The sequence below is a fragment of the Caulobacter sp. GW821-FHT09H08 genome, from assembly GCF_059415885.1.
Genome location: NZ_JBWKOC010000007.1, coordinates 119,012 through 140,911, shown reverse-complemented (window position 1 = coordinate 140,911; position 21,900 = coordinate 119,012). Strand labels below are relative to the sequence as shown.

At 68.3% G+C, this 21,900-nt stretch carries 26 protein-coding genes; 15 read left to right on the top strand and 11 right to left on the bottom strand.

Annotation, left to right across the window (positions count from 1 at the left end; all coding sequences use genetic code 11):
* Positions 1–12: 12 nt before the first annotated feature.
* Both AC07NN_RS23050 and AC07NN_RS23045 read left to right on the top strand, forming a co-directional pair.
* A complete protein-coding gene (locus tag AC07NN_RS23050; RefSeq protein WP_494646151.1) occupies positions 13–288 on the top strand; it encodes a hypothetical protein in 276 nt (91 codons plus the stop codon).
* A gap of 7 nt (positions 289–295) precedes the next feature.
* Complete coding sequence (locus AC07NN_RS23045) at positions 296–589, top strand: hypothetical protein (protein WP_494646150.1); 294 nt, start codon at positions 296–298, stop codon at positions 587–589.
* On the opposite strand, the gene AC07NN_RS23040 is transcribed toward AC07NN_RS23045, so the two are convergent.
* The 3 genes from AC07NN_RS23040 to ftsY all read right to left on the bottom strand — a co-directional run bounded on the left by AC07NN_RS23040 (position 586) and on the right by ftsY (position 2,800).
* A complete protein-coding gene (locus AC07NN_RS23040; RefSeq protein WP_494646149.1) occupies positions 586–1,146 on the bottom strand; it encodes a MarR family winged helix-turn-helix transcriptional regulator in 561 nt (186 codons plus the stop codon). The two genes, AC07NN_RS23045 and AC07NN_RS23040, sit on opposite strands and share 4 nt — an antisense overlap.
* 97 nt (positions 1,147–1,243) lie before the next feature.
* Positions 1,244–1,855 (bottom strand): inner membrane-spanning protein YciB, encoded by a 612-nt coding sequence (locus tag AC07NN_RS23035; protein ID WP_494646148.1) that lies wholly within the window; start codon positions 1,853–1,855, stop codon positions 1,244–1,246.
* A 3-nt stretch (positions 1,856–1,858) separates the two neighbouring features.
* Positions 1,859–2,800 (bottom strand): signal recognition particle-docking protein FtsY, encoded by a 942-nt coding sequence (gene ftsY, locus AC07NN_RS23030; protein ID WP_494646147.1) that lies wholly within the window; start codon positions 2,798–2,800, stop codon positions 1,859–1,861.
* A gap of 90 nt (positions 2,801–2,890) precedes the next feature.
* Between ftsY and AC07NN_RS23025 the strand changes: the two genes are divergently transcribed.
* On the top strand, positions 2,891–3,571 hold the full coding sequence (locus AC07NN_RS23025) for a trimeric intracellular cation channel family protein (protein ID WP_494646146.1): 681 nt from the start codon (positions 2,891–2,893) through the stop codon (positions 3,569–3,571).
* Between the two features lie 79 nt (positions 3,572–3,650).
* On the opposite strand, the gene AC07NN_RS23020 is transcribed toward AC07NN_RS23025, so the two are convergent.
* The 4 genes from AC07NN_RS23020 to dapF are packed head-to-tail and all read right to left on the bottom strand — an operon-like array spanning position 3,651 to position 7,281.
* Entirely contained in the window at positions 3,651–4,085 is a 435-nt protein-coding gene (locus AC07NN_RS23020) for a GFA family protein (RefSeq protein WP_494646145.1), read from the bottom strand.
* A gap of 13 nt (positions 4,086–4,098) precedes the next feature.
* Entirely contained in the window at positions 4,099–5,058 is a 960-nt protein-coding gene (locus tag AC07NN_RS23015) for an endonuclease/exonuclease/phosphatase family protein (RefSeq protein ID WP_494646144.1), read from the bottom strand.
* A gap of 32 nt (positions 5,059–5,090) precedes the next feature.
* Positions 5,091–6,422, bottom strand: coding sequence for a tRNA (N(6)-L-threonylcarbamoyladenosine(37)-C(2))-methylthiotransferase MtaB (gene mtaB / locus AC07NN_RS23010; protein ID WP_494646143.1), 1,332 nt, complete (start codon positions 6,420–6,422; stop codon positions 5,091–5,093).
* Positions 6,423–6,426: 4 nt separating this feature from the next.
* On the bottom strand, positions 6,427–7,281 hold the full coding sequence (dapF, locus tag AC07NN_RS23005) for a diaminopimelate epimerase (RefSeq protein ID WP_494646142.1): 855 nt from the start codon (positions 7,279–7,281) through the stop codon (positions 6,427–6,429).
* Positions 7,282–7,341: 60 nt separating this feature from the next.
* Between dapF and AC07NN_RS23000 the strand changes: the two genes are divergently transcribed.
* The 5 genes from AC07NN_RS23000 to AC07NN_RS22980 all read left to right on the top strand — a co-directional run bounded on the left by AC07NN_RS23000 (position 7,342) and on the right by AC07NN_RS22980 (position 14,247).
* Complete coding sequence (locus AC07NN_RS23000; RefSeq protein ID WP_494646141.1) at positions 7,342–7,941, top strand: hypothetical protein; 600 nt, start codon at positions 7,342–7,344, stop codon at positions 7,939–7,941.
* Positions 7,934–8,722, top strand: a complete 789-nt coding sequence (locus tag AC07NN_RS22995; protein ID WP_494646140.1) for a potassium channel family protein — start codon at positions 7,934–7,936, stop codon at positions 8,720–8,722. Before AC07NN_RS23000 ends, AC07NN_RS22995 begins: the two co-directional genes overlap by 8 nt.
* A gap of 53 nt (positions 8,723–8,775) precedes the next feature.
* Positions 8,776–10,902: a prolyl oligopeptidase family serine peptidase gene (locus AC07NN_RS22990; RefSeq protein WP_494646139.1), complete on the top strand. Its 2,127-nt coding sequence runs from the start codon at positions 8,776–8,778 to the stop codon at positions 10,900–10,902.
* Complete coding sequence (locus AC07NN_RS22985; RefSeq protein ID WP_494646138.1) at positions 10,903–13,047, top strand: prolyl oligopeptidase family serine peptidase; 2,145 nt, start codon at positions 10,903–10,905, stop codon at positions 13,045–13,047.
* 114 nt (positions 13,048–13,161) lie between these two features.
* Complete coding sequence (locus AC07NN_RS22980) at positions 13,162–14,247, top strand: GNAT family N-acetyltransferase (protein WP_494646137.1); 1,086 nt, start codon at positions 13,162–13,164, stop codon at positions 14,245–14,247.
* Here the strand turns inward: AC07NN_RS22980 and AC07NN_RS22975 are convergent.
* The 3 genes from AC07NN_RS22975 to AC07NN_RS22965 form a co-directional block, all read right to left on the bottom strand.
* A complete protein-coding gene (locus AC07NN_RS22975; RefSeq protein ID WP_494646136.1) occupies positions 14,244–14,723 on the bottom strand; it encodes a hypothetical protein in 480 nt (159 codons plus the stop codon). The genes AC07NN_RS22980 and AC07NN_RS22975 overlap by 4 nt on opposite strands.
* An 89-nt stretch (positions 14,724–14,812) precedes the next feature.
* Positions 14,813–15,148 carry a DUF2218 domain-containing protein gene (locus tag AC07NN_RS22970; RefSeq protein ID WP_494646135.1) on the bottom strand — a complete coding sequence of 112 codons (336 nt, stop codon included), beginning with the start codon at positions 15,146–15,148 and terminating at the stop codon, positions 14,813–14,815.
* Between the two features lie 20 nt (positions 15,149–15,168).
* Entirely contained in the window at positions 15,169–15,762 is a 594-nt protein-coding gene (locus AC07NN_RS22965) for a PadR family transcriptional regulator (protein ID WP_494646134.1), read from the bottom strand.
* 342 nt (positions 15,763–16,104) lie between these two features.
* Between AC07NN_RS22965 and AC07NN_RS22960 the strand changes: the two genes are divergently transcribed.
* From AC07NN_RS22960 to AC07NN_RS22935, 6 genes are read left to right on the top strand one after another with little or no spacing between them, the layout of a single operon-like run.
* Positions 16,105–16,941, top strand: a complete 837-nt coding sequence (locus AC07NN_RS22960; protein ID WP_494646133.1) for an MlaA family lipoprotein — start codon at positions 16,105–16,107, stop codon at positions 16,939–16,941.
* Positions 16,938–17,609, top strand: coding sequence for an MlaC/ttg2D family ABC transporter substrate-binding protein (locus tag AC07NN_RS22955; protein ID WP_494646132.1), 672 nt, complete (start codon positions 16,938–16,940; stop codon positions 17,607–17,609). The genes AC07NN_RS22960 and AC07NN_RS22955 overlap by 4 nt, the downstream gene beginning before the upstream one ends.
* Positions 17,610–17,645: 36 nt before the next feature.
* On the top strand, positions 17,646–18,158 hold the full coding sequence (gene mlaD, locus AC07NN_RS22950) for an outer membrane lipid asymmetry maintenance protein MlaD (protein ID WP_494646131.1): 513 nt from the start codon (positions 17,646–17,648) through the stop codon (positions 18,156–18,158).
* 1 nt (position 18,159) lies between these two features.
* Positions 18,160–18,972 (top strand): MlaE family ABC transporter permease, encoded by an 813-nt coding sequence (locus AC07NN_RS22945; RefSeq protein WP_494646130.1) that lies wholly within the window; start codon positions 18,160–18,162, stop codon positions 18,970–18,972.
* Positions 18,969–19,739, top strand: a complete 771-nt coding sequence (locus AC07NN_RS22940) for an ABC transporter ATP-binding protein (RefSeq protein WP_494646129.1) — start codon at positions 18,969–18,971, stop codon at positions 19,737–19,739. Before AC07NN_RS22945 ends, AC07NN_RS22940 begins: the two co-directional genes overlap by 4 nt.
* Positions 19,729–20,181 carry a hypothetical protein gene (locus AC07NN_RS22935; protein ID WP_494646128.1) on the top strand — a complete coding sequence of 151 codons (453 nt, stop codon included), beginning with the start codon at positions 19,729–19,731 and terminating at the stop codon, positions 20,179–20,181. Before AC07NN_RS22940 ends, AC07NN_RS22935 begins: the two co-directional genes overlap by 11 nt.
* On the opposite strand, the gene AC07NN_RS22930 is transcribed toward AC07NN_RS22935, so the two are convergent.
* Positions 20,178–21,080, bottom strand: a complete 903-nt coding sequence (locus AC07NN_RS22930; RefSeq protein WP_494646127.1) for a hydrogen peroxide-inducible genes activator — start codon at positions 21,078–21,080, stop codon at positions 20,178–20,180. The genes AC07NN_RS22935 and AC07NN_RS22930 overlap by 4 nt on opposite strands.
* Before the next feature lie 225 nt (positions 21,081–21,305).
* Between AC07NN_RS22930 and ahpD the strand changes: the two genes are divergently transcribed.
* Positions 21,306–21,860 carry an alkylhydroperoxidase, AhpD family gene (ahpD, locus tag AC07NN_RS22925; protein ID WP_494646126.1) on the top strand — a complete coding sequence of 185 codons (555 nt, stop codon included), beginning with the start codon at positions 21,306–21,308 and terminating at the stop codon, positions 21,858–21,860.
* Positions 21,861–21,900: the final 40 nt, after the last annotated feature.

Genomic DNA, 21,900 nt, shown 5'->3' with positions numbered 1-21,900 from the left:
ACAGTCTGAGTCATGAGCAACGTTCGTCCCGCCGGTTGGCCGTCCGTCCCCGCGAAGACCACCCAGACCCCCGCCGCGGGTCAGGGCGCTCAGACGCGCGCGGCCTTCTTCCAGGCGGCGATGACGGATGCGGCCCCCGCTCGCCCGGCGACCGCGCCCTCGACCGTGCAGATGCAGACCATGGCCCAGCCGCAACAGCGCCAGGCCCCGCCGAAGCCGTTCGTCCAGCCGGACGCACAGCCGACGAAGGTCCTGCGTCCGGGGTCGTTGCTGAATATCCTGGTCTGATCGATTGTTGGCGACCGCTGGGCTGCTGCTGATCTTCGCATCGCCCAGTTTGACGGTCGATTTTGGCCTGACGCCGTTCCTACCCCTCGCGCCCGGCAAAACGCCCGCCTCGGACTACGTGGCCGGCGGTGCTCCCGTCGTGATCAAGGCCATACAGGCCTGTGGTGGCCGCGAGGCGCGCACGCTGATCCATACCGACGGCGCTGCTTCGGTGATGTTCCGGCCCACCCTGCCCACGCCGCGCACGATCGCCTGCGTCCGGGCCAAGCTGCCGCAAGTGATATTTCGAGAGGCGCCCTAAGCCGCCTTCTTCGCGGCCTTGTCCTTCTTCGGCTTCTTGTCCTTCTTCACCTTCTCGGCCTTCGGCGCCTTGAGCTTCTTGGCCTTGGGCTCGCCTTCGGCCGGGTGCAGCTCGGCGCCGGCCATGTCGGAGAGCAGGTCGAGGAAACCCTCGCGCTTGCCCGGCTTCAGCAGGGCGAGGATGCGGGCGTCGGCCATGGCCACCATCGGGCGGATGGCTTCCAGCGCCTCGCGGCCGGCGTCGGTCAGGCGGACGCTGTTGGCGCGGGCGTCCTCGCTGGAGCGCTGGCGCTCCAGGTGACCCTTGGTGATCATGCGGGCGACCATGTCGGCCAGGGTCGAGCGGTCGATGCCGGTGGCGCGGACCAGGGCCGTCTGGGTGACACCCTCATTCTCGGCCACGGCGGCCAGGACGGCGAACTGGCGCTGGGTCACCCCGGCCTCGCCGCACTCTTCCGCATAGATGTCGAGCGCCAGTTGCAGGACCCGGTGCAGCAGGTGGCTGGGCGAACGCTCCAGCAAACCCCCGATCGCCTTCTCGCCCTTGCTCTTGGCCATCTCGCGCCCCTATCCGCACGGCCTTTCTCGGCCGACGGACAAAGGCTAGCACCCGAACGCGTCGGTTTGACGACAACGGTCCGTGGACGGTTGAAAGCTAGAAGCCCGCGTCAGGCGGTTCGACGGCGGCCGGCTCGTCGCCCTTGGCCATGTGCTTCATCATGAAGGGCACCTGGGTCGCCACGAACACCAGGGCCAGGGGCAACAAACCCAGGCGGAACTTCACCCAGGTGTCGGTGTCCTGCGTGTTGCGGACGATCTCGTTCAGCAGCGCCACCACGGCGAAATAGCCGCCATAGCGCAGGGTCAGGGTCCGCCACGCCGCGTCGGACATGTGCAGGGCCTCGCCCATGATCAGTTTCAGCGGCTGGCGCTTGGTCAGGACCCCGCCGAACAGGAAGGCGGCCAAGGCCAGGTTGATCACCGTGACCTTGATCTTCACGAACACGTCGGAGTGGAAGATCAGGCCCAGCGTGCCGAAAATCAGCGCCATGCCGCCGAAGAACAGCGGCAGCAGGGCCACCCGGCGCTCAACGGCGTAGCCGATGGCCAGGGCCGCGGCCGAGGCGGCGACCAGCACCCAGGTCGCCTTCTGGAAGTCCTTGGTAATGAAATAGGCCGCGCCGAACGCGAGGGCCGCGCCGTAGTCGACGACCGTCCGCACCCAGCCGTTGTTCTTCTTCTTGGCCGCAGCTGGCGCTTCGCTCACGGATCAGTCCTTCAGGCCGACGAGGGAGCGCGAGAAGGCGCGGGCGTCGAACGGTTGCAGGTCTTCCACGCCCTCGCCGACGCCGATCAGCTTGATCGGGCTGTCGGAAGCGCGCGCCACCGGCACCAGCACCCCGCCGCGCGCGGTGCCGTCCAGCTTGGTCATGACAATCCCGGACACGCCGACCTGGTTGCCGAAGATCTTCTCCTGGGCCAGGGCGTTGCGGCCCACGGTGGCGTCCAGCACCAGCAGGGTCTCGTGCGGATAGTCCGGATCGACCTTCTTCACGACACGGATCACCTTCAGGAGCTCGTCCATCAGGCCCTGCTTGTTCTGCAGGCGGCCGGCGGTGTCGATCAGCACCACGTCATAGTGCTCGGCCTTGGCGCGCTCGACGGCCTCGTAGGCCAGGGCGGCGGCGTCGGAGCCGGTGGGCTTCGACATGAAGTCGGCCCCGGCCCGGTCGGCCCAGACCTTCAGCTGCTCGACGGCGGCGGCGCGGAAGGTGTCGCCGGCGGCGATCAGGACGCGGGCGCCCTTCTCGGTCAGATCGGCGGCGATCTTGCCCAGGGTCGTGGTCTTGCCCGAACCGTTGACGCCGATGAACAGCACCACATAGGGGCGCGGGCCGGCCAGCGGGTCGAAGCTGCCCTGGCGGTCGGCCAGTTCAGCGGAGATCAATTCGGCCAGGGCCTCCTTGACCTCATCGTCGGTCGACGACTTGCCGAAGCGCGCCTTGCCGAAGGCTTCGGTGATACGGGCGGCGATCTGCGGACCGAGGTCGGCCTCGATCAGCATCTCTTCCAGCGCGTCCAGCTGCTCCTGGTCCAGGGGCTTCTTGGTGAAGACCCCCGTGACCTGGTCGGTCATCTGCTGAGAGGACCGGGTCAGGCCTGACGTCAGGCGCTGGAACCAGCCTTTTTTCTGCTCGGGCTTATCGCTCATCCGCGCCCCTTTAGTCGAACGGGCGAAAGTGTAAATCGGTTTTAACGGGTGATGGTTAGCGCGGTGGTTCCGTGCATGGCATGTAGGGGCATGGACTTGCAGCTTGACCCGCTCGGCGCGGCGCTTTTCTGGCTCGATTACGCCGCCGTAGCCGTTTTCGGGGCAACCGGCGCCCTCGCGGCCGCCCGGCGCAAGCACGACATCATCACCTTCGGATTCTTCGCCGCCATCACCGGCGTGGGCGGCGGCACCCTGCGCGACCTGCTGATCGGGGCGCCGGTGTTCTGGGTGCAGCGGCCCGGTTACATTCTCGCCTGTCTGGCGGCGGCCACGGTGGTCTGGCTGCTGGGCAAGCGCGGCTGGCGGTTCCGGGCCTTGCTGTGGCTCGACGCCCTGGGTATGGCCGCCTACGCCGTGGTCGGCACCGCCAAGGCTCTGGGCCTGGGCGTCCATCCGTTCAGCGCCGTGGTCATGGGCGTGCTCACCACCGCCTTCGGCGGCGTGATCCGCGACGTGCTGGCCGAGGAGCCGAACCTGCTGCTGCGCCGGGAGATCTACATCACGGCGGCGCTGCTGGGCGCGGGGGTGTTCGCGGTGCTGCAGCTGCTGCACGTGCCGTTCTGGCCGGCCGGGATCGCGGGGTTCGTTGCGGCGTTCGGCCTGCGGGCGGCGGCGATCAAGTTTGGGTGGAGTTTGCCGGGGTTCGCGGGCGGTGACGAGAAGACCCCCCCTCCCCTTGCGGGAGAGGGTGGCCGCGAAGCGGACGGGTGAGGGGTCTCACTAACCCGACAGGCCTATCGACCCCTCATCCGGCCCTTTGGGCCACCTTCTCCCACAAGGGGAGAAGGAACTAGATATCCCGATCCGGATGCTGCCTCGACACCACCGGCACGCTCGACCCGCCCATCGGCGGACGCACCGGCATGTCGGCCAGGTGCTCCATCCAGGCCGGGCGACCCTCGACCGCCAGTTGGACGACCGGCGTCACCGCCGACGGGTCGTCGAAGGCGAAGGTCGAGAGGTCGATGTGGTCGGCGCTGTACTCATAGGTCAGCGGCGTGCCGCAGGCGGCGCAGAAGCCGCGCGTGATCGCGTCGGAGCTCTGGAAGGTCGAGCGCTGGCCGCGCGTCCAGATCAGCTCGGCGATCCTGATTGTCACCAGCGAGCCGAATGGGCCGCCATAGGCCTTCTGGCACATGCGGCACCAGCAGATGGAGGCTCGCCCCGGCTGACCTTCCACCCGGAACCGCACCGCGCCGCATTGGCAGCCGCCGCTCAACGTCATGCCCTCGCCCTTCCTATTGGCCCTTCGGTGTCAGCCTGAAAGTCACCTTGTAGCCGTCGTGGTCGGACAGCACCGGCTCGCTGGCGCCGTCGAACGTGGCCTCGACCGCGACCGGAACCACGTCGACGGCGTTGCCGCCGAGGAAGCCGATCAGGTCCTGGGTATCGAGCCACGGCGCGTCGCCGTCATACGAGATCTGGGTGTCGCAGGCCTTGGGCCGCTCGTGACACCAGCGGCTGACCACCGCGAACGGATAGTCGCTCATCACATAGTCGAAGCGGTCGGGCGAATGCATGACGTTGAAGTCGCCGCCGACGATCAGCGGCGCGCCCGGCGTGCGGTCGGCCTGCATGAAGCGCTTCAGCTCGTCGGCCTGCAGGTGATGGGCCGCCGTCGCCCGTTTGCGCGGTACACCCGAGGCGCCCTTGGAATTGAGGTGGGTGTCGGCGATCTCGACCGGGACCGGCAGGCCGGGGACTTGCACCGCCACCAGCATCACGCCCTTGTTGGCCAGGCAGTCCAGGCCCGCGCAGTAGCGATAGGCGTGCGACTTGACCCATTCGATCGGGTGGTTGGACAGCACCCAAAGGCCGCTGGACCCCCACTTGCCCAGGCCCTCGCCCTTGCGACGGTACTTCACCCTCCGGTAGTCGGGCCGTTCGTGCTTGGGGAAGTAGTTGGGGTCGCGCTGGCCCTTGCGGGGTCCCCGGGCGACGTACGGGTAGCCGCTCTCGTCGATCAGGTCCCAGATCTCGTCGCGGAAACCTTCCTGGATCAGGACGACGTCGGGCTCCTTGCCCTGGGAACGCATGGCGGCCAGCTCGTAGCCGATCTTCTTGAGCGCCGACCCGCGACCCGAGCGGACCGGCCAGGGCAGGCCTTCGACGTTGTAGGTCATGACGCTGAAGGTCACGGGCTTGGCGGCGGAGGTCGCCGCGCCCTCATCGGCGCGCGCGGGGACACCAGCCAGCAAGGCCAGCGCTAAAGCGACCGACGCCAGCCGGATCAGGCCGCCCGCTCCGCGAGGACATGGGCGCCGTCGTGGCCGGTCACCGTGAAGAGGGCGATCTCGCCCAGCGGGGCCTCGCCCTCGAAGCGGATCTCGGTGAAGTCGTCGGCCCGGGCCACGCCCTCGCGTTCGACCAGGCCCGACAGGGTGCGGCCGACCTGGCGCTGAAGGTGACGTTCCAGGCCGCGCTGGCCGGCTTCGCGCAGGCGCTTGGCGCGGTCCTTGATCAGCGGTCCCTTCACCGGCGGCATCCGCGCGGCCGGCGTGCCGGGGCGGGCGCTGTAGGGGAAGACATGCAGGAAGGCCAGGCCCGCCTCCTCGACCAGTTTCAGCGTGTTTTCGAACGCCTCCTCGGTCTCGGTCGGGAAGCCGGCGATCAGGTCGGCGCCGAAGGCCGTGTCGGGGCGCACGCGGCGCACTTCGGCGACCAGTTTCAGCGCGTCCTCGCGGCTGTGGCGGCGCTTCATGCGCTTGAGGATCATGTTGTCGCCCGCTTGCAGCGACAGATGCAGATAAGGCATCAGGCGCGGCTCGGTCTCGAGCAGCTTGAACAGGTCCGGATCGATCTCGGCCGCGTCAATCGACGACAGGCGCAGGCGGGGCAGGTCCGGGACCATGCGCAGGATGCGGCCGACCAGTTGGCCCAGGGTCGGCTGGCCCGGCAGGTCCGCGCCCCACGAGGTGACGTCGACGCCAGTCAGCACGACTTCGCGATAGCCTTCGGCCGCCAGCTTGCGGACCTGCTCGACGACCTCGCCGGCCGGAGCCGAGCGCGAATTGCCCCGGCCATAGGGGATGATGCAGAAGGTGCAGCGGTGGTCGCAGCCGTTCTGGACCTCGACATAGGCCCGGGCGCGGTCCTTGAGGCCGTCGATCAGATGACCGGCGGTCTCCTTGATCGACATGATGTCGTTGACCCGCACGCGGGTGGAGGTGTCGGTCAGGGCGCCCGGCGCGGCCTTTTCGGCGTTGCCCAGCACGAGGTCGACCTCGGGCATGGCGGCGAAGGCGGCCGGATCGACCTGGGCGGCGCAGCCGGTGACGATGATCCGCGCGCCCGGGCGCTCGCGGCGGGCCTTGCGGATCGCCTGGCGCGCCTGGCGCACGGCCTCGTTGGTCACCGCGCAGGTGTTGAACACCACGGCGTCCGACAGGCCGTCGGCCGAAGCGCGGGCCCGCATGGCCTCGCTCTCATAGGCGTTGAGGCGACAGCCGAAGGTGACGACGTCGACGCCGTCCGGGCCGGACAGCGTCGTGGCCGGACCGCCCTCTTCACCAACGGCTGGCTTGGGCGTCGGTGTCGCCTTGATGACGGTGTAGCTCGCCATGGCCTTAAGCCGCGACCAGCTCCGGCAGCTTGCCGGCGTATTCCATGGTGATCGGGCCGGTCATGATCACGTGGCCGTCGCTCTCGCGCCATTCGATGGTCAGAGAGCCGCTCTCGAACTCGACACGGGCGGTGCGATCGGTCAGGCCGCGACGCACGGCGGCGACCTGGGCCGCGCAGGCGCCGGTGCCGCAGGCGGACGTCAAGCCCGCGCCGCGTTCCCAGACCTTCAGCTGGATGTGATCCCGCGCCGCGATGTGCGCGAAGCCGACATTGACGCCTTCCGGGAAGAGCGGGTGATGCTCGACCAGCGAGCCCGTGCCGGTGGCGAAGGCGTCGGTGACCGGGGCGTCGACGAAGAACACCACGTGCGGATTGCCCATCGAGACGCAGACCGGCGTGTGGACCAGCGGCGCATCGATCGGACCGACCTGCAGCTCCACCCGCTCGGTGTTCATTTCTTCCGACATCGGGATCTGGGTCCAGTCGAGGCCCGGCTGGCCCATGTCGACGGTGACCAGCTTCTCGCCGGCCGCGACGCCCGACAAGCGACCCGCGACGGTGTCGAAGGCCACGGCGTCCTTGCCGGCCGACTGCATCAGCAGCCACGCCACGCAGCGCGTGCCATTGCCGCAGGCGCCGGTCTCCTCGCCGTCCGAATTCCAGAAGCGCACATAGGCGCTGGCGCCCTCGGTCCGCGGCGGATCGATGGCGATGACCTGGTCGCAGCCGATGCCGCCGTCTCCCCGTTTGGCGATCGCGCGGATCTCCTCGGGAGTCGGTTCAAAGCTCTGGGTGGCGGTCTCGATGACGACGAAGTCGTTGCCGAGCCCGTTCATCTTCAGGAAGGTGCGGGCCATGACGCGGCTATATAGTGGAAAGCGACGCGAAATGCACCGCAGCGGGACGACGCAGTAGATATGGCGGCCACGGACATTCGCGAACAGCTGACCAGCGCCCTGCGGGATCGCCGCCTGATGCGCTTTCACCGGCGCTTCGAGGACGGCTGGGTCAGGGGCTATGTGGTCGGAATCGGCCCGGCTTTCCTGATGCTGGCCGAGGTCAGCGACCACGTCCGGTTCAACGGCTTCGGCTGCTATCGCCTGGCAGACGTCAAGAACCTGCAGCCCGCGCCGTTCGCGGATTTCGTGGAAGCCGCGCTCGCTGGCCTGGGCGAGACGGCGCCGGAAACACCGGCCGTGACGCTCGATAGTGTCAGCGACATCCTGGAGACCGCCGGCAAGCTGTTCCCGATGCTGGCGGTCTTCCAGGCCGAAGGCGGCAAGCCCGAGACCTGCCACATCGGCGCGTTCGTCAGTATCGAAGGCGGGGTGGCCTGGATGCGCGACATCGGCCCCGACGCGGCCTGGGACGCCAAGCCGACCGCCCGACAGCTCGAGCACGTGACACGTATCGATTTCGGCGGCGCCTACGAGACGGCGCTGGCCCTGGTTGGCGGCCCGGCGCCGGCGCCCCAGGCCGCGCCTCCGCTCCTGCGCCTGGTGACCGACAATGGCTGAGCCCATCCACGAGGACCTGCGTCTCCGCGCCCGTCTGCGAGCGCTCTATCACGGCGCCTCGCCGGCGGCCGTGCGGTTTCGCTACGCGATCATCCTGATCGACCTGGCGATCATCGCCTTCTTCATCGCCGCGCCGCTGATGCAGCGCCACGGCCTGACGTTCTACCTGATCGACTACGGGGTGGCGGCGTTCCTGGGGCTGGACCTGGCCGCGCGGGCCACAGCCCACGGCGACGTCAAGTCGTGGCTGAAGAAGCCGATCGTCTGGCTGGACCTGTTCGTGCTGGCCACCCTGCTGTTCCCGGCCTGGCTGTTCAATTTCGGCTTCCTGCGGGTGGTGCGCCTGTGGACCCTGATCCACAGCGAGTTCTTCTGGCGCACGGTCGGCCGGCGCTATGACGACACCCGGGTCGAGGACATCACCCGAGCCAGCGCGTCGCTGCTGACCTTCATCTTCGTGGTCACGGGCTTCGTCTATACGAGCTTCGTGGGCCGCCACGACGGGGTCACCGGCTATGTCGACGCGCTCTATTTCACCGTCACCAGCCTGACGACCACCGGCTATGGCGACGTCACCCTGCCGGGGGTGTGGGGCAAGCTCTTGTCGATGGCGGTGATGCTGGGCGGGGTGTCGCTGTTCATCGGCCTGATCCAGTCGATCCTGCGGCCGCACAAGGTGATCTACCAGTGCCACGACTGCGGCCTGCGCCGGCACGATCCGGACGCCGTCCACTGCAAGGCGTGCGGGCGCTTGCTGAACATTCCCGACGACGGGGTCTGATCGTTCTCTAGAAGCTCTGGCGTGGGGAGGATTTTGCGATACCGTCCCCCGCCATGATCCTGCTCCGCACCTGTTCAGCCCTCGCCCTGGCCGCCGTCCTCGCCGCTCCCGCCTTCGCGCAGGAGGCCGATCCCCACCTGGCGCTGGAGGCGGTGGAGAGCCCCGACTCCCTGGCCTGGGTGAAGGCCCAGAACGACAAGACCCTGCCGGTCCTGTCGGGCGACAAGCGCTATGCCGGCCTGCAGGCCGACGCGCTGAAGATCCTGGCGACCAAGGACCGGATCGCCACGCCCAGCTTCGTCGGCAAGACGGTGTTCAACTTCTGGCAGGACGAGACCCACGTGCGCGGCGTCTGGCGGCGCACCAGCCTGGAGTCCTACAAGACCGCGAACCCGCAGTGGGAAACGGTCATCGACCTGGACGCCCTGACCAAGGCCGAGGGCAAGAACTGGATCTGGAAGGGCGCGGACTGCCGGCCCAAGACCCATGATCGATGCCTGGTGAACCTGTCGAACGGCGGCAAGGACGCCGTGACCGTCCGCGAGTTCGACCTGACGACCAGGACTTTCGTGGAGGGCGGTTTCGTCCTGCCCGAAAGCAAGCAGTCCATCGAGTGGCTGGACGCCGACACCCTGATCCTGACCCGCAACTGGGGCGAAGGCACGACCACCGACAGCGGCTACGGCTTCGTGATCAAGACGCTGAAGCGCGGCCAGGCCCTGGACCAGGCGGTGGAGGTCTATCGCGGCCAGAAGAGCGACGTCTCGGTGCGGCCCAACGTGCTGCGCGACGCCGAGGGCCACCAGCTGGTGCTGATCGAGCGCGGCGTCGACTTCTTCAACACGCTGCGCTTCCAGTGGACGCCCGGGACGGGCGCGGTGACGGCGCTGGACCTGCCGACCAAGGCCTCGATCCACGGTCTGTTTGGCGGCGAGCTGATCGTCACCCTGCGACAGGACTGGACCTACCAGCACGGCGGCGCGCCCCAGGCCCTGAAGGCCGGCGCGCTGATCTCGGTGGCCCCGTCGGCGCCGGAGCCAGGCCGCACGGACAATGTCCTCACCGCCAAGGTGCTGTTCGCCCCCTCCGCGACTCAGTCGGTGGACCACGCGAGCGTGACCGACCATGCGGTGATCGCGGTGATCTACGACAATGTGCGCGGCCAGGTTCGCCGCTTCACCGGCGGCCGGCGGGCCGATGGCTGGACGGCCACGAACCTTCCCGTCATCGACAATGCCGCCGTCTCCCTGGGCTCGCACGCCGACGAGGGCGATGAGGTGTTCTACAGCGTCGAGGGCTTCACCACCCCGACCGCCCTGCGCCTGGCCAACGCGGCCACCGGCGCGTCCGAGCCCGTGAAGGCCCTGCCCGCCCAGTTCGACGCCAGCAAGCTGGAGGTCGAGCAGAAGATCGCCACCTCCAAGGACGGGACCAAGGTCCCCTACTTCCTGATCCATCCGAAGGGCCACAAGCACGACGGCTCGAATCCGACCCTGCTGCACGCCTATGGCGGCTTCAACCTGTCCAAGCTGCCGGTCTATGACCCGCTGATCGGCAAGCTGTGGCTGGAACGCGGCGGCAGCTATGCCGTGGCCAATATCCGGGGCGGCGGCGAGTTCGGCCCGGCCTGGCACGACGCGGCCCTGAAAGCCCATCGCCAGCGCGCCTTCGACGACTATTTCGCCGTGGCCGAGGACATGATCGCCAAGAAGATCACCTCGCCCCGCCACCTGGGCGCCTATGGCCGCTCGAACGGCGGCCTGCTGATGGGCGTGGCCCTGACCCAGCGGCCGGACCTGTGGAACGCGGTGGTGGTCGAAAGCCCGCTGCTGGACATGATCCGCTACACCCAGCTGCCCGCCGGCGCCTCGTGGATCGGCGAGTATGGCGACCCGGCCATACCGGCAGAGCGGGCCTTCATCGAGGCGTACTCGCCGTACCAGAACCTGAAGGCCGGCGTGAAATACCCGCTGGCCTATATCACCACCTCGACCAAGGACGACCGCGTCCACCCCGGCCACGCCCGCAAGTTCGCCGCGCGCCTGGACGACCTGAAGGTCGACCACCTCTATTTCGAGAACACCGACGGCGGCCACGCCAATGGGGCCGACCCCAAGGCCAACGCCCGCCGCTGGGCCCTGCACTACACCTACCTGTCGCGCCAGCTGATGGATCACTAGATGCGTAAGATACTGACCGCCCTCCTCGCCACCACGAGCCTGATGACCATCACCCCCACGATCGCCGCAGAACCCGACAAACCCGCTGCCGAGGCCCGCACGCCGCTGTCGGAGCTGGGCAAGAACGATCCCTATCTCTGGATGGAAGAGATCGAGGGGACCCGCGCCCTCGATTGGGCCAAGGCCCAGAATGCCAAGACCCTGCCTGTGCTGCAGGGCGACGCGCGCTATGCCGACCTGGAAGCCAGGGCCCTGGCCATCCTGAACGCCAAGGACCGCGTGCCGGGCGTCTCGTTCGCCGGCGACGGGTCTTTGCGCAACTTCTGGCAGGACAAGGAGCATGTGCGCGGCGTCTGGCGGAAGACGACGCTGGAGAGCTATCGCACGGCGCAACCGGCCTGGGAGACGATCCTTGACGTCGACGCCCTGTCGAAGGCCGAAGACGCCAACTGGGTGTTCAAGGGCGCCAGCTGCCTGCCGCCCGAGGAGACCCGCTGCCTGGTCACCCTCTCGAACGGCGGCAAGGACGCTGTGACGGTCCGCGAGTTCGACACCGCCACCAAGAGCTTCGTGGCCGGCGGCTTCGTCCTGCCCGAAGGCAAGCAGAACTACACCTGGCTGGACAAGGACACCCTGCTGGTCGGCCGCGAGTGGAAGCCCGGCGAACTGACCAAGTCGGGCTACGCCTATGTGCTGAAGACGCTGAAGCGCGGCCAGGGCCTGGAGCAGGCGGTCGAGGTTTTCCGCGGCGTCGACACCGACGTCTCGGTCAGCCCGTTCGTGCTGCGTGACGCCGACGGCAAGGTCGTGGCGACCATGGCCCATCGCGGCGTCACCTTCTTCGAGAGCGAGACCTACCTGATCGAGGGCGCCAAGCCCGTGAAGCTGGACCTGCCGCTGAAGAGCTCGATCCAAGGCTATGTCGCCGGCCAGATGGTCGTACTGATGGAGCAGGACTGGCCGCAAAAGGGCTTCAAGACCGGCGACCTGATCAGCTTCGACCTGGCCAAGCTGAAGGCCGCGCCGGACAAGGCCGTGGCCACGCTCGTCCTGCGCCCGACCGCCCGCAAGTCGGTGGAGCAAGTCCAGACGACCCGCAACACGCTGGTCGTGGGCATGCTGGACAACGTCAAGGGCGCGGCGCGTGTCTATACCCACGGCGCCAAGGGCTGGACCGCCAAGGCCCTGGACCTGCCGGCCAGCAGCTCGATCGGCCTGGGCTCGACCGACGACAAGGGTGACCGCCTGTTCGTCACCGTCACCGGCTACCTGACCCCGACCACCTACTGGCTGGCCGACGCCGGCTCGCTGAAGCTGGAACAGGTCAAGGCCTCGCCGGCCCGCTTCGACGCCTCGACCCACGTGGTCGAGCAGTTCGAGGCGACCAGCACCGACGGGACCAAGATCCCCTACTTCCTGGTCCGTCCGAAGGGCGTGAAGTACGACGGCGCGACCCCGACCCTGCTCTACGCCTATGGCGGCTTCCAGCAGGCCATGACCCCCGGCTATTCGGGCGGCATGGGCAAGCTGTGGCTGGAGCGCGGCGGCGCCTATGTGGTGGCCAACATCCGCGGCGGCGGCGAGTTCGGTCCGGCCTGGCACACGGCGGGCCTCAAGGAGAACCGCCAGAAGGTCTATGACGATTTCTTCGCCGTCTCCCAGGACCTGATCACCCGCAAGATCACCTCGCCGCGCCGGCTGGGGATCATGGGCGGGTCGAACGGCGGCCTGCTTATGGGCGTGGCCCTGACCCAGCGGCCCGAGCTCTACAACGCCATCGTCGTGCAGGTGCCGCTGTTCGACATGATCCGCTACAGCCAGATCGGGGCCGGCGCCTCGTGGGTGGGCGAGTATGGCGACCCGGCCATCCCGTCCGAGCGGGCGGTGATCGCCAAGTACGACCCCTATTCGAACCTGAAGGCCGGCCAGAAGTATCCCGAGGTCTTCATCGAGACCTCGACCAAGGACGACCGCGTCCATCCGGCCCATGCCCGCAAGGCGGCGGCGCGTCTGGAGGAGCTGGGCTATCCGGTCCTGTACTACGAGAACGTCGACGGCGGTCACGCCGCCAGCGCCAACCTGGCCGAGACCGCGCGCCGTCAGGCGCTGGAATATACCTACCTGACGCGCAAGCTGATGGACTGATCGGCGCCTGGTGGATGGGCGAGACGGCCGTTTCACATAACGCTGTCTCGTCAACCATAAGGAAAGTTATCGGGATCAGGATGCGCCCCGACTCATGCCGTCGGGGCGTTTTCCTTGTCTATCGAAGTCGTCAAAGCGCTGGACCTCTCGCCTGCCGACCTCGCGCGGTGGGTCGAGCTGCAGCGTGGCCAGACGCGGTTGGACTCGCCTTTCCTGTCGCCACATTGGACCCGCGTGGTCGCGCAGGCGCAGGGCGAAAAATCTCAACACGTGAAGGTCGCGATCCTGCGCGGCGCCGAGGGCGAGCCCGTCGCCTTTCTCCCGGCGCGCACCAAGCACGGCGTAGCCATGCCCGTCGGCGCGCCGATGTGCGATTATCAGGCGCTGGTTTCGGCGCCGGGCGTGACGCTCAATCCGCGCGACCTGCTTTCGGCGCTCGGCGTTTCGCGCATCGACTTCTGCCACATGCTGGCCGACGACGAGACCCTGGCGCGCCATGGCCGAGGTCGGGCCGATTCCTGGATCGTCGAAACCCCCGAGGGCTACGAGGCCTACGCCGCCGAGCGGAAGGCCGCCAATGTCGGGGTGCTCAAGGACATCGACAAGAAGCGCCGCAAGGCCGAGCGCGAGGTCGGCCCCAGCCGCTTCACCGCCATGTCGGCCGATCGCGCCGACTTCGAGCAGCTGATCGCCTGGAAGCGGGCCCAGCTGCTGGCGACCGGCCAGACCGACCTCTTCAAGACGCCCTGGGTCAACAACCTGGTCGAGGCCCTGTTCCAGGGGCGCGAGCCGAACTTCGGCGGCGGGCTCTACACCCTGCACCTGGGCGACCAGCTGGCTGCCGTGCATCTGCACCTGCGCGGCGAGCACACGATCCATGGCTGGCTGATCGCGCACAATCCCGAGCTGGACCGCTATTCGCCGGGCATGCTGCTGTTCCAGGACATCCTGAAGAGCATGGACGGCACGCCCTATGCGCGGCTGGACCTGGGCACCGGCGACTACCGCTTCAAGCGCGAGCTTTCCAACGCCCGCCAGACCGTGGTGTTCGGCTTCCTGGGTTCGCCCTCGGTCCCGACCCTGGTCCGCCACGCCGCCTATGGCGTGCGCAGCTTCGCCGAGGCCCTGCCGCTGGGCCGGATTTCAGAGATCCCCGGTAAGGCCATGCGGCGCATGGATCTGCTGCGCGGTCTGCACTAGCGGGAAGCCAGCTCCGGACCCTTCGCGAAGAAGGCGCCGCAGATCGCCTGGCTGGTCGCTTCGGCCAGGATGATCTCCGGATCGCGGATCAACGCCAGGATGCCCTCGTCCGGCGTCTGGACATCGATGCGCTGTAGATCGATCACGCTCTTGTCCCGCGCCTGCCGCACCTTGACCTGGGCGACCAGGCGGTTGGGGCGATCGCTGAAACGGACGTCGCCGGCCTGCCGGATGTTCAGCTTCTCGATCTTCAGGTCCAGGCGCAGATCCTGGCCGGCCGCGCAGGTCGCCAGGCCGTCGTTCACGGTCTCGGTCAGGGTCGAGGCGAAGGCCTTGCTGGGGCCCTGGCCCCAGGTCCAGCCGCTGTGGATGACGACGTCGCGCACCCGAGCCTTGGGTGTTCGTTGCGGCGCGGCTTCGGCGCTCGCCGCACAGGTCAGGGCCAGCAGCATGGTGGCGGTCAGCAGGGTCTTCATGGTCATCTCTCTCAAGCTCGGCGCTCGTTAAAGCGAAGCTTGGATGAACCGGAGATGACCGACGTTCGCCCAGTCCTAGGCTGAAGCCTCTAGTGGATCGCGTTGATCCGCACCGCGCGCGGGTCCACCCCGCCCGCCGGCCAGGCGCGGGTCCAGCCGTATTGCAGCTCGCCCTCGCGGAAGGCGAAGCGGTCCAGGTGCTTGGCCACCACGTCTTCCAGGCGGGCCAGGCTCTCCATGTCGGGGGCCTCGACCGTAATGTCGAGACCGTCCGCATGGGCCGTCATCCGACAGGTCCCCGCCGGCAGCGGGAAGAAGGCCGTGGTCTCGTCGTAGCGGACCTCGAACTTGTGGCTCCAGTGCTTGGCCAGCTGGACCATGTAGCGGGCCGCCTTTTCGGTGGCGACGCGGGCGTGGCTTTCCATGTTGTCCCTCCGGTTTCGGTTCAGATGGCTTCGATCGCCGCGGCGGCGTCGTCCATGGCCTTGGCGATGGCCGCGATCTGCTCGGGAGAGAGCTGGCCACCGTGCAGTTTCAGCTTCAGGGCCGTCTTCAGGTTCTCGCGGGCCCGCAGGATCTGCGGCGAGAAGGCCGCGCTGGCGGAGGCGGCTTCGGCCATGCGCTCGAACAGCGAGCGGACCGGCTGTTCGTTGCCCGCCAGGAAGGCCTCGCCCTCGGGGGTGATCGTGTAGAGCTTCTTGCCGCCGCCGGCGTCGCTGGCGGTGACGTAGCCTAGCTCTTCCAGCAGGGTCAGCGTCGGATAGACCACGCCCGGGCTGGGGCTATAGGCGCCGCCGGCCGCCGTCTCGATCGCCTTGATCAGCTCGTAGCCGTGGCTGGGCTTTTCGGCGATCAGCTTGAGCACCACGAAGCGCAGGTCGCCGTGGTCGAAGAACCGGCCCATGCGGCCGCCGCGACCACGCGGGCCATGATGCGGGCCGCCGTGATGACCGCCGTGGAAACCGAAGGGATGACGGCCGTGATGCTCGTCGGCCTGGCCGCGCCAGTGGCCGCGGTGGTGATGGTGTCGTCCAAACATGTCTTTTAGATCCTGTTTCGTTATATCGAAATGATAGATATATCGGATTGGCCGATCGTCAAGAGCTATTTCCGATATATCTGATTATGTCGCGCGGAGGTTTAAGCGCGGCAGGGAAACAACGATCGGCTGGAAAACGTCAGCACACCCCCATTCAGGGTGTTTATCCGGCCGCATCCGGGCGATCCGCTTCTGGCGCACGGGATCGAATCAGCGTTTCGCAGCCGGCCCGTTCAAGAGGGGCCCGTTCGGGGCAAGGCGGCCACACGTCGCCGAAATAGTCTGGGGCAATCTTGATACGGAAGACGCCGTGAATACATGGCGCGTGTGAGAAGCAGGAGCATGAGCTTGAGCGAGCAGTCCCAGAGCCCGCGCCGCAAGGCCGACGGACGGCGTTTCGCCGCCGCTGGAGCGGTCGTGGCCGCCGGCCTGCTGGCGCTCGCGCCCGCCGCCCACGCGCAGGATCAGACCCAAGCGCCGGCCCAGGTCGTCAGCGATCCGCTGGAGGGCTTCAACCGGGGCTCGTTCAAGTTCAGCATGGGCCTCGACAAGGCCCTGATCGGCCCGATCGCCCACGGCTACATGGCCGTCACGCCCAAGGTCGTCCGCAATCGCGTCAGCTCGGCCGTCTATAATCTGGGCGAGCCCAACACGTTCATGAACAACGTGCTGCAGGGCAAGCCCCGGCGCGCGGCCCGCACGACCACGCGCTTCGTCGTCAATTCGACGGTCGGGGTGCTGGGCCTGTTCGATGTGGCGGCCAAGATGGGCCTGCCGCCGCGCGGCGCGGACTTTGGCCAGACGTTCGGCGTCTGGGGCGTCAAGCCCGGCGCCTATCTCTATGTGCCGGTGATGGGTCCGCTGAACGTTCGCGACGGCATCGGCCGTGCGCTGGACTTCGTCACCGACCCGGTCTCGCTCTATGTCGGCGGCCTGGAAAGCGACTTCGGCAAGGCCCGGGCGGCGGTCACCGTCCTCGACCTGCGCGCCCAGGCCGACCCGGCCTTCGACGCCCTGAAGGACGCCGCCGATCCTTACGTCACCGCCCGTTCGGCCTATACCCAGTACCGCGAGGCCTTCATCCGTGAAGCCACCGGCGAGGCCGAGCAGCTCCCCGATTTCGATACGCCGGACGCCCCCGCGCCGGCGCCAAGTCCCGCTGGGACGCCCAAACCATGACCTCCCCCGGTAACACCATGCAGAACACCTCCCCTACCCGGCGCGGCGCCAACGCCGCGCTTTTGACGTTCTTCGGGGCCGCGGCCCTGTCGCTCGCCACGCCCGCCCTCGCCCAGAACGCCCGCGACCCTGGCGCCGAGGCCTTCGTCCAGACCCGCGCCCAGAAGGTGATCTCGGTCCTGGCCAACAAGGGCATGAGCGAGGCGCAGAAGAAGCAGACCTTCCACCAGGCGGTGGACGAGCTGGCCGACGTGCCGCGCATCACCAATTTCGTGCTCGGCAAGTACGCCCGCACCATCACGCCGGACCAGCGCGCCCGCTTCACGCCGGTGTTCCGCACCTATGCCGAAGGCGTCTACCAGAACCGCATCGACGACTATCGCGGCGAGCAGCTGAAGGTCACCGGCTCGGTCGTCCGCAAGCCGGGCGACGTGATCGTCAACACGACGGTCGCCGGCGGCCAGCTGAGCCAGCCCGTGCAAGTCTCCTGGCGCGTGCTGGGCGGCGGCCAGACCTGGAAGGTCGTCGACGTCCAGTTCAAAGGCGTCTGGCTGGCCATCACCCAGCAGCAGGACTTCGTCTCGACGATCGACAACGCCGGCGGCAACATCGACGTCCTGATCAATCAACTCCAAAAGGGTGGTTCGAACGCGAAGGGCCGCCGCTAAGAGCGGCCTCGGGTTCAAGAACAGAGGGGATTTGCTTTGCGCGAACAATGGGCCGAAACGGCCATGGGCGTCGTCGTCCTCGCCCTCGCGGCGGGGTTCCTGACCTATTCGCTGAGCGTCGGCGGCGTCGCCATGAAGCGTGGCAACTACGAGATCAGCGCCAAGTTCGGCGAGGCCGGCTCGCTGGCGCCCGGCGCGGCGGTCAGCGTCGCGGGCGTCAAGGTCGGCACGGTCTCGGAGATCACGCTGGAGCCGAAGACCTACCTGGCCGTGGCCAGGCTGAGCATCGATCCGACCGTGAAGCTGCCGGCCGACTCGACCGCCAAGATCACCAGCGACGGCATCCTGGGCGGCGCGCACATCTCGATCGCCCCCGGCGCTTCGCTGGACGACATCAAGCCCGGCGGCCAGATCGAGAACACGCAAGGCGCGGTCGACCTGTTCGGCCTGATCGGCTCGGTGATCCGCCCGCAAGGTGGCGGCGCGAGCAGCGAGGCGGCGGCCCCGGCGCCCGCCAACCCGGCTACCCAGCCGGCCGAGAGCTACTGAGATGACCGCGGCCGAGGCGGCCCGGAAGGTCGCCAGAAATCCCGTCCAGGTGCTGGGACGCTCGACCCTGGGGGCCGTCCGCATGGTCGGCTCCGTGGGCGTCTTCGCCGTGCGCGGCGTCGCAGCCGCCCTGACCCCGCGCTGGTTCGGCGCTCAGTTGCTGCGCCAGTTCGTGGCCATCGGCTTCTTCTCGCTGCCGGTGGTGGGCCTGACCGCCATCTTCACCGGCGCGGCCCTGGCCCTGAACATCTTCACCGGCGGCGGACGCTTCAACGCCGAGCAGGTGATGCCGCAGATCGTGGCTCTGGGCATCACGCGTGAGCTGGGTCCCGTGCTGGCGGCCCTGATGCTGGCCGGTCGCGTCTCGGCCGCCATCGCCGCCGAGATCGGGGCCATGCGCGCCACCGAGCAGATCGACGCCATGCGCACCCTGTCGACGGACCCGTTCCGCTACCTGGTCGCCCCGCGCCTGCTGGCCGGCGTCCTGATGCTGCCCCTGCTGACCGCCGTGGCCGACACCATCGGCGTGGCCGGCGGCTGGCTGGTGGCGACCCGGGTGCTGGACTTCAGCTCGGCGATCTACATCCGCAACACCATCGACTTCCTGCAGGGCTGGGACATCGTCTCGGGCCTGATCAAGGCCGGTGTCTTCGGCTTCATCGTGGCGCTGATGGGCTGCTATCACGGCTACAACGCCTCGGGCGGCGCGCGCGGCGTCGGCCGGGCCACGACCCACGCGGTGGTCTCCTCGGCGATCCTGATCTTCGCCTCCGACTACCTCCTGACCACCTTCTTCACCCACGCGGCCAAATGACCGACGCGATCCCCAAGCTCGCCTGGAAAGGCGTGACCAAGCGCTTCGGCGACCGCACGATCCTCGACGGCCTCGACCTGTCGGTCGCGCCGGGCAAGTCGCTGGTGATCATCGGCGGCTCGGGCCAGGGCAAGTCGGTGACCATCAAGACCGCCATGGGCCTGATGCGCCCGGACGCCGGCAGCATCACGCTGGACGGCCAGTGCATCGTCGGCCTGTCGGAGACCAAGCGGCGCAAAATGTTCTCGCGCATCGGCGTGCTGTTCCAGGGCGCGGCCCTGTTCGACAGCCTGACCATCTGGGAGAACGTCGCCTTCCGCCTGATCAACGCCGATGGCGTGCCGCGCAAGGAAGCCCGCGAGCGGGCGATCGAGGCGCTGGAGCAGGTCCGCCTGGCGCCGGCCGTCGCCGACCGCTTCCCCTCGGAGCTGTCCGGCGGCATGCAGAAGCGCGCCGGCCTGGCCCGCGCCGTCGTCGCCCAGCCGGAGATCCTGTTCTTCGACGAGCCGACCACGGGCCTGGACCCCATCACGGCCGCCGCGATCAACGAGCTGATCTCCTACCAGGTGCGTCGCCTCGGCTCCACGGCGGTGTCGATCACCCACGACCTGGCCTCGGCCCAGACGATCGGCGACGAGATCGCCATGCTGCACGACGGCAAGATCATCTGGCGCGGTCCGGCCGCCGAACTGCGCACGACCGACAACCCCTATGTCCGCCAGTTCGTGGAAGGCCGCGCCGAGGGTCCGATCTCTCATGGTGTCTAAGGTCTTCGGCGTCGCCCTGCTGGCGGCGACCGTGCTGGCGGCCGGCGGCGCGCAGGCGCAGTCGTATGTTCGCGCCGATTGCCAGGCGCTGGTCGCGACCGCCAATCGCTACGACACGGCCGAGCACGAGCGCTGGTACAAGCGGTTCTGGACCGGCCAGTGCGATCGGCTGCCGATGTGCATCCCCGGCGCGCCCAACTGGAACGAGGTGGTCGCCAAGCTGGTGGTCAAAGCCGGTCCCGCCCAACGCGCCGCCGTGTTGCCCAAGTCCTGCCGCCTGGGTCAACTGATCGGCCTGGAATGGTCGCGGGAGAAGGCGATCCGCAGGATCACCACCGCCGACCTGCGGATCTTCAACACCACGCTGGAAGCCTCAGCCGACACCTTGAAGGGCCTCGACAGGATCGAGCAGTCCGCCCGGGCCAAGCTGGCGGTGCGCTAAGCCGCCTTCTGCAGCGTCTCCGCCAGGAGCTTACCCTCGACGCCCCGGCTGGAGCCCGAGCGCCACGCCACGACGATCTCGCGACTGGGGTGCTCGGTGGCGAGCGGCCGTACGGTGATCGCCGCCTTGTCGGTCAGGCCCGCTTCGACCGCCATGGCCGGCAGGAACGAGACGCCCAGGCCCGAACCGATCATCTGAACCAGGGTCGGCAGGGACGTCGCGGCGAAGGTCTCATCGTCGCCGAACCCCTTGGGCGGCTCCAGGCCACAGGCGGCCAGGGCGTGGTCGCGCAGGCAGTGGCCGTCTTCCAGCAGGATCAGGTCGTCGCCCTCCAGGCTGGCCGGATCGACGCGAACCGAGGCCGCCATCGGGTGGTTGGCCGGCGCGGCGGCCAGAAGTTCGTCGTCCTCGACATGGGCCCAGTCCAGGCCGCTCATGTCGTAGGGCAGGGCAATCAAAGCCGCGTCGAGGGCCCCGGTCTTCAGGGCCGCGATCAGCCGCTGGGTCAGGTCCTCGCGCAGGAACAGCTTCAGCTTCGGGAAGCGGTCGCGCAGCACGGGCAGGGCGCGGGGCAGCAGGTAGGGCGCCACGGTCGGGATCACCCCCAGCCGGAAGCGGCCCGCCAGCGGCTGGCCGGCGCCCCGCGCGGCCTGCACCAGGTCCTCGGTCCTGGCCAGGATGTCCTCGGCCCGGCGCACGGCCTCCTGGCCGGCGGCGGTCAGGATCACGCCCGAGCGCGCCCGATCCACGACCGGCGCGCCCAGAATCTTCTCCAGTTCCTGGATCCCCGCCGACAGGGTCGGCTGGGTCACATAGGCGCTCTCGGCGGCGCGACTGAACGAGCCGTGCTCGGACAGGAGCTTCAGATATTGCAGCTGGCGAAGGGTCGGGAGGAGCATGGCTCCTATATAGGCCGTATCTATCGAACTTCCAAAAACTATCGATTGGATAACTTTCGAGCGGCGGCGTATCCCATCTTCACGGTGAAGACACCGGCGCTTCTCCCCTCCCGGCGTCGGAAGTCCCGCAAGTCCCGGTCCGCGTCTTTTCCCCCCAGCGCGCGGACCGGGACGAACCGTCCCCACAGTGCTAAGCCGCCAGTCCCTTCCGGATGGAGCGCCCCCATGTCGATCGAGGTCCTGCGCGCCCAGCTGCCCGCCTATGCCCGGGACATCGGGACCAATCTCGGCGTGCTGGCGAGCGAGACCATCCTGTCCGACCAGGCCAAGTGGGGCTGCTTCGTCGCCAGCGCCTGCGCGGTCGGCGAGCCCGAGACGCTGGCGGCGATCAACACGGCGGCGCGGGAGGCCGGCCTGTCGCCGCAGGCCTTCGAGGCCGCTCGGACCGCCGCAGCGATCATGGCGATGAACAACGTCTATTTCCGCGCCCTGCACCTGATGGAAGCGCCCGAGTACCGGGACCTGCCGTCGCGCCTGCGCATGAACCGACTGGCGCATCATCCAGGCGTCGAGACCGTCGACTACGAGCTCTGGTGCGTCGCCGTCTCGGCGATCAACGCCTGCGGCGCGTGCCTGGACAGCCATGAAGCGGAGCTGCGCGCGCGGGGCGTACAACCCGTGGAAGTACAGTCCGCGCTGCGCATCGCGGCCGTTGTAACCGCCGCTGGTCGGGTCCTGGCCGCCGAAACCGTCGATCGTCCCCAGTTTTCGGGCGTTTGAAGCCTGTCCGCGACGCCCGGTCGCGGGGTCGGGCCCTCGA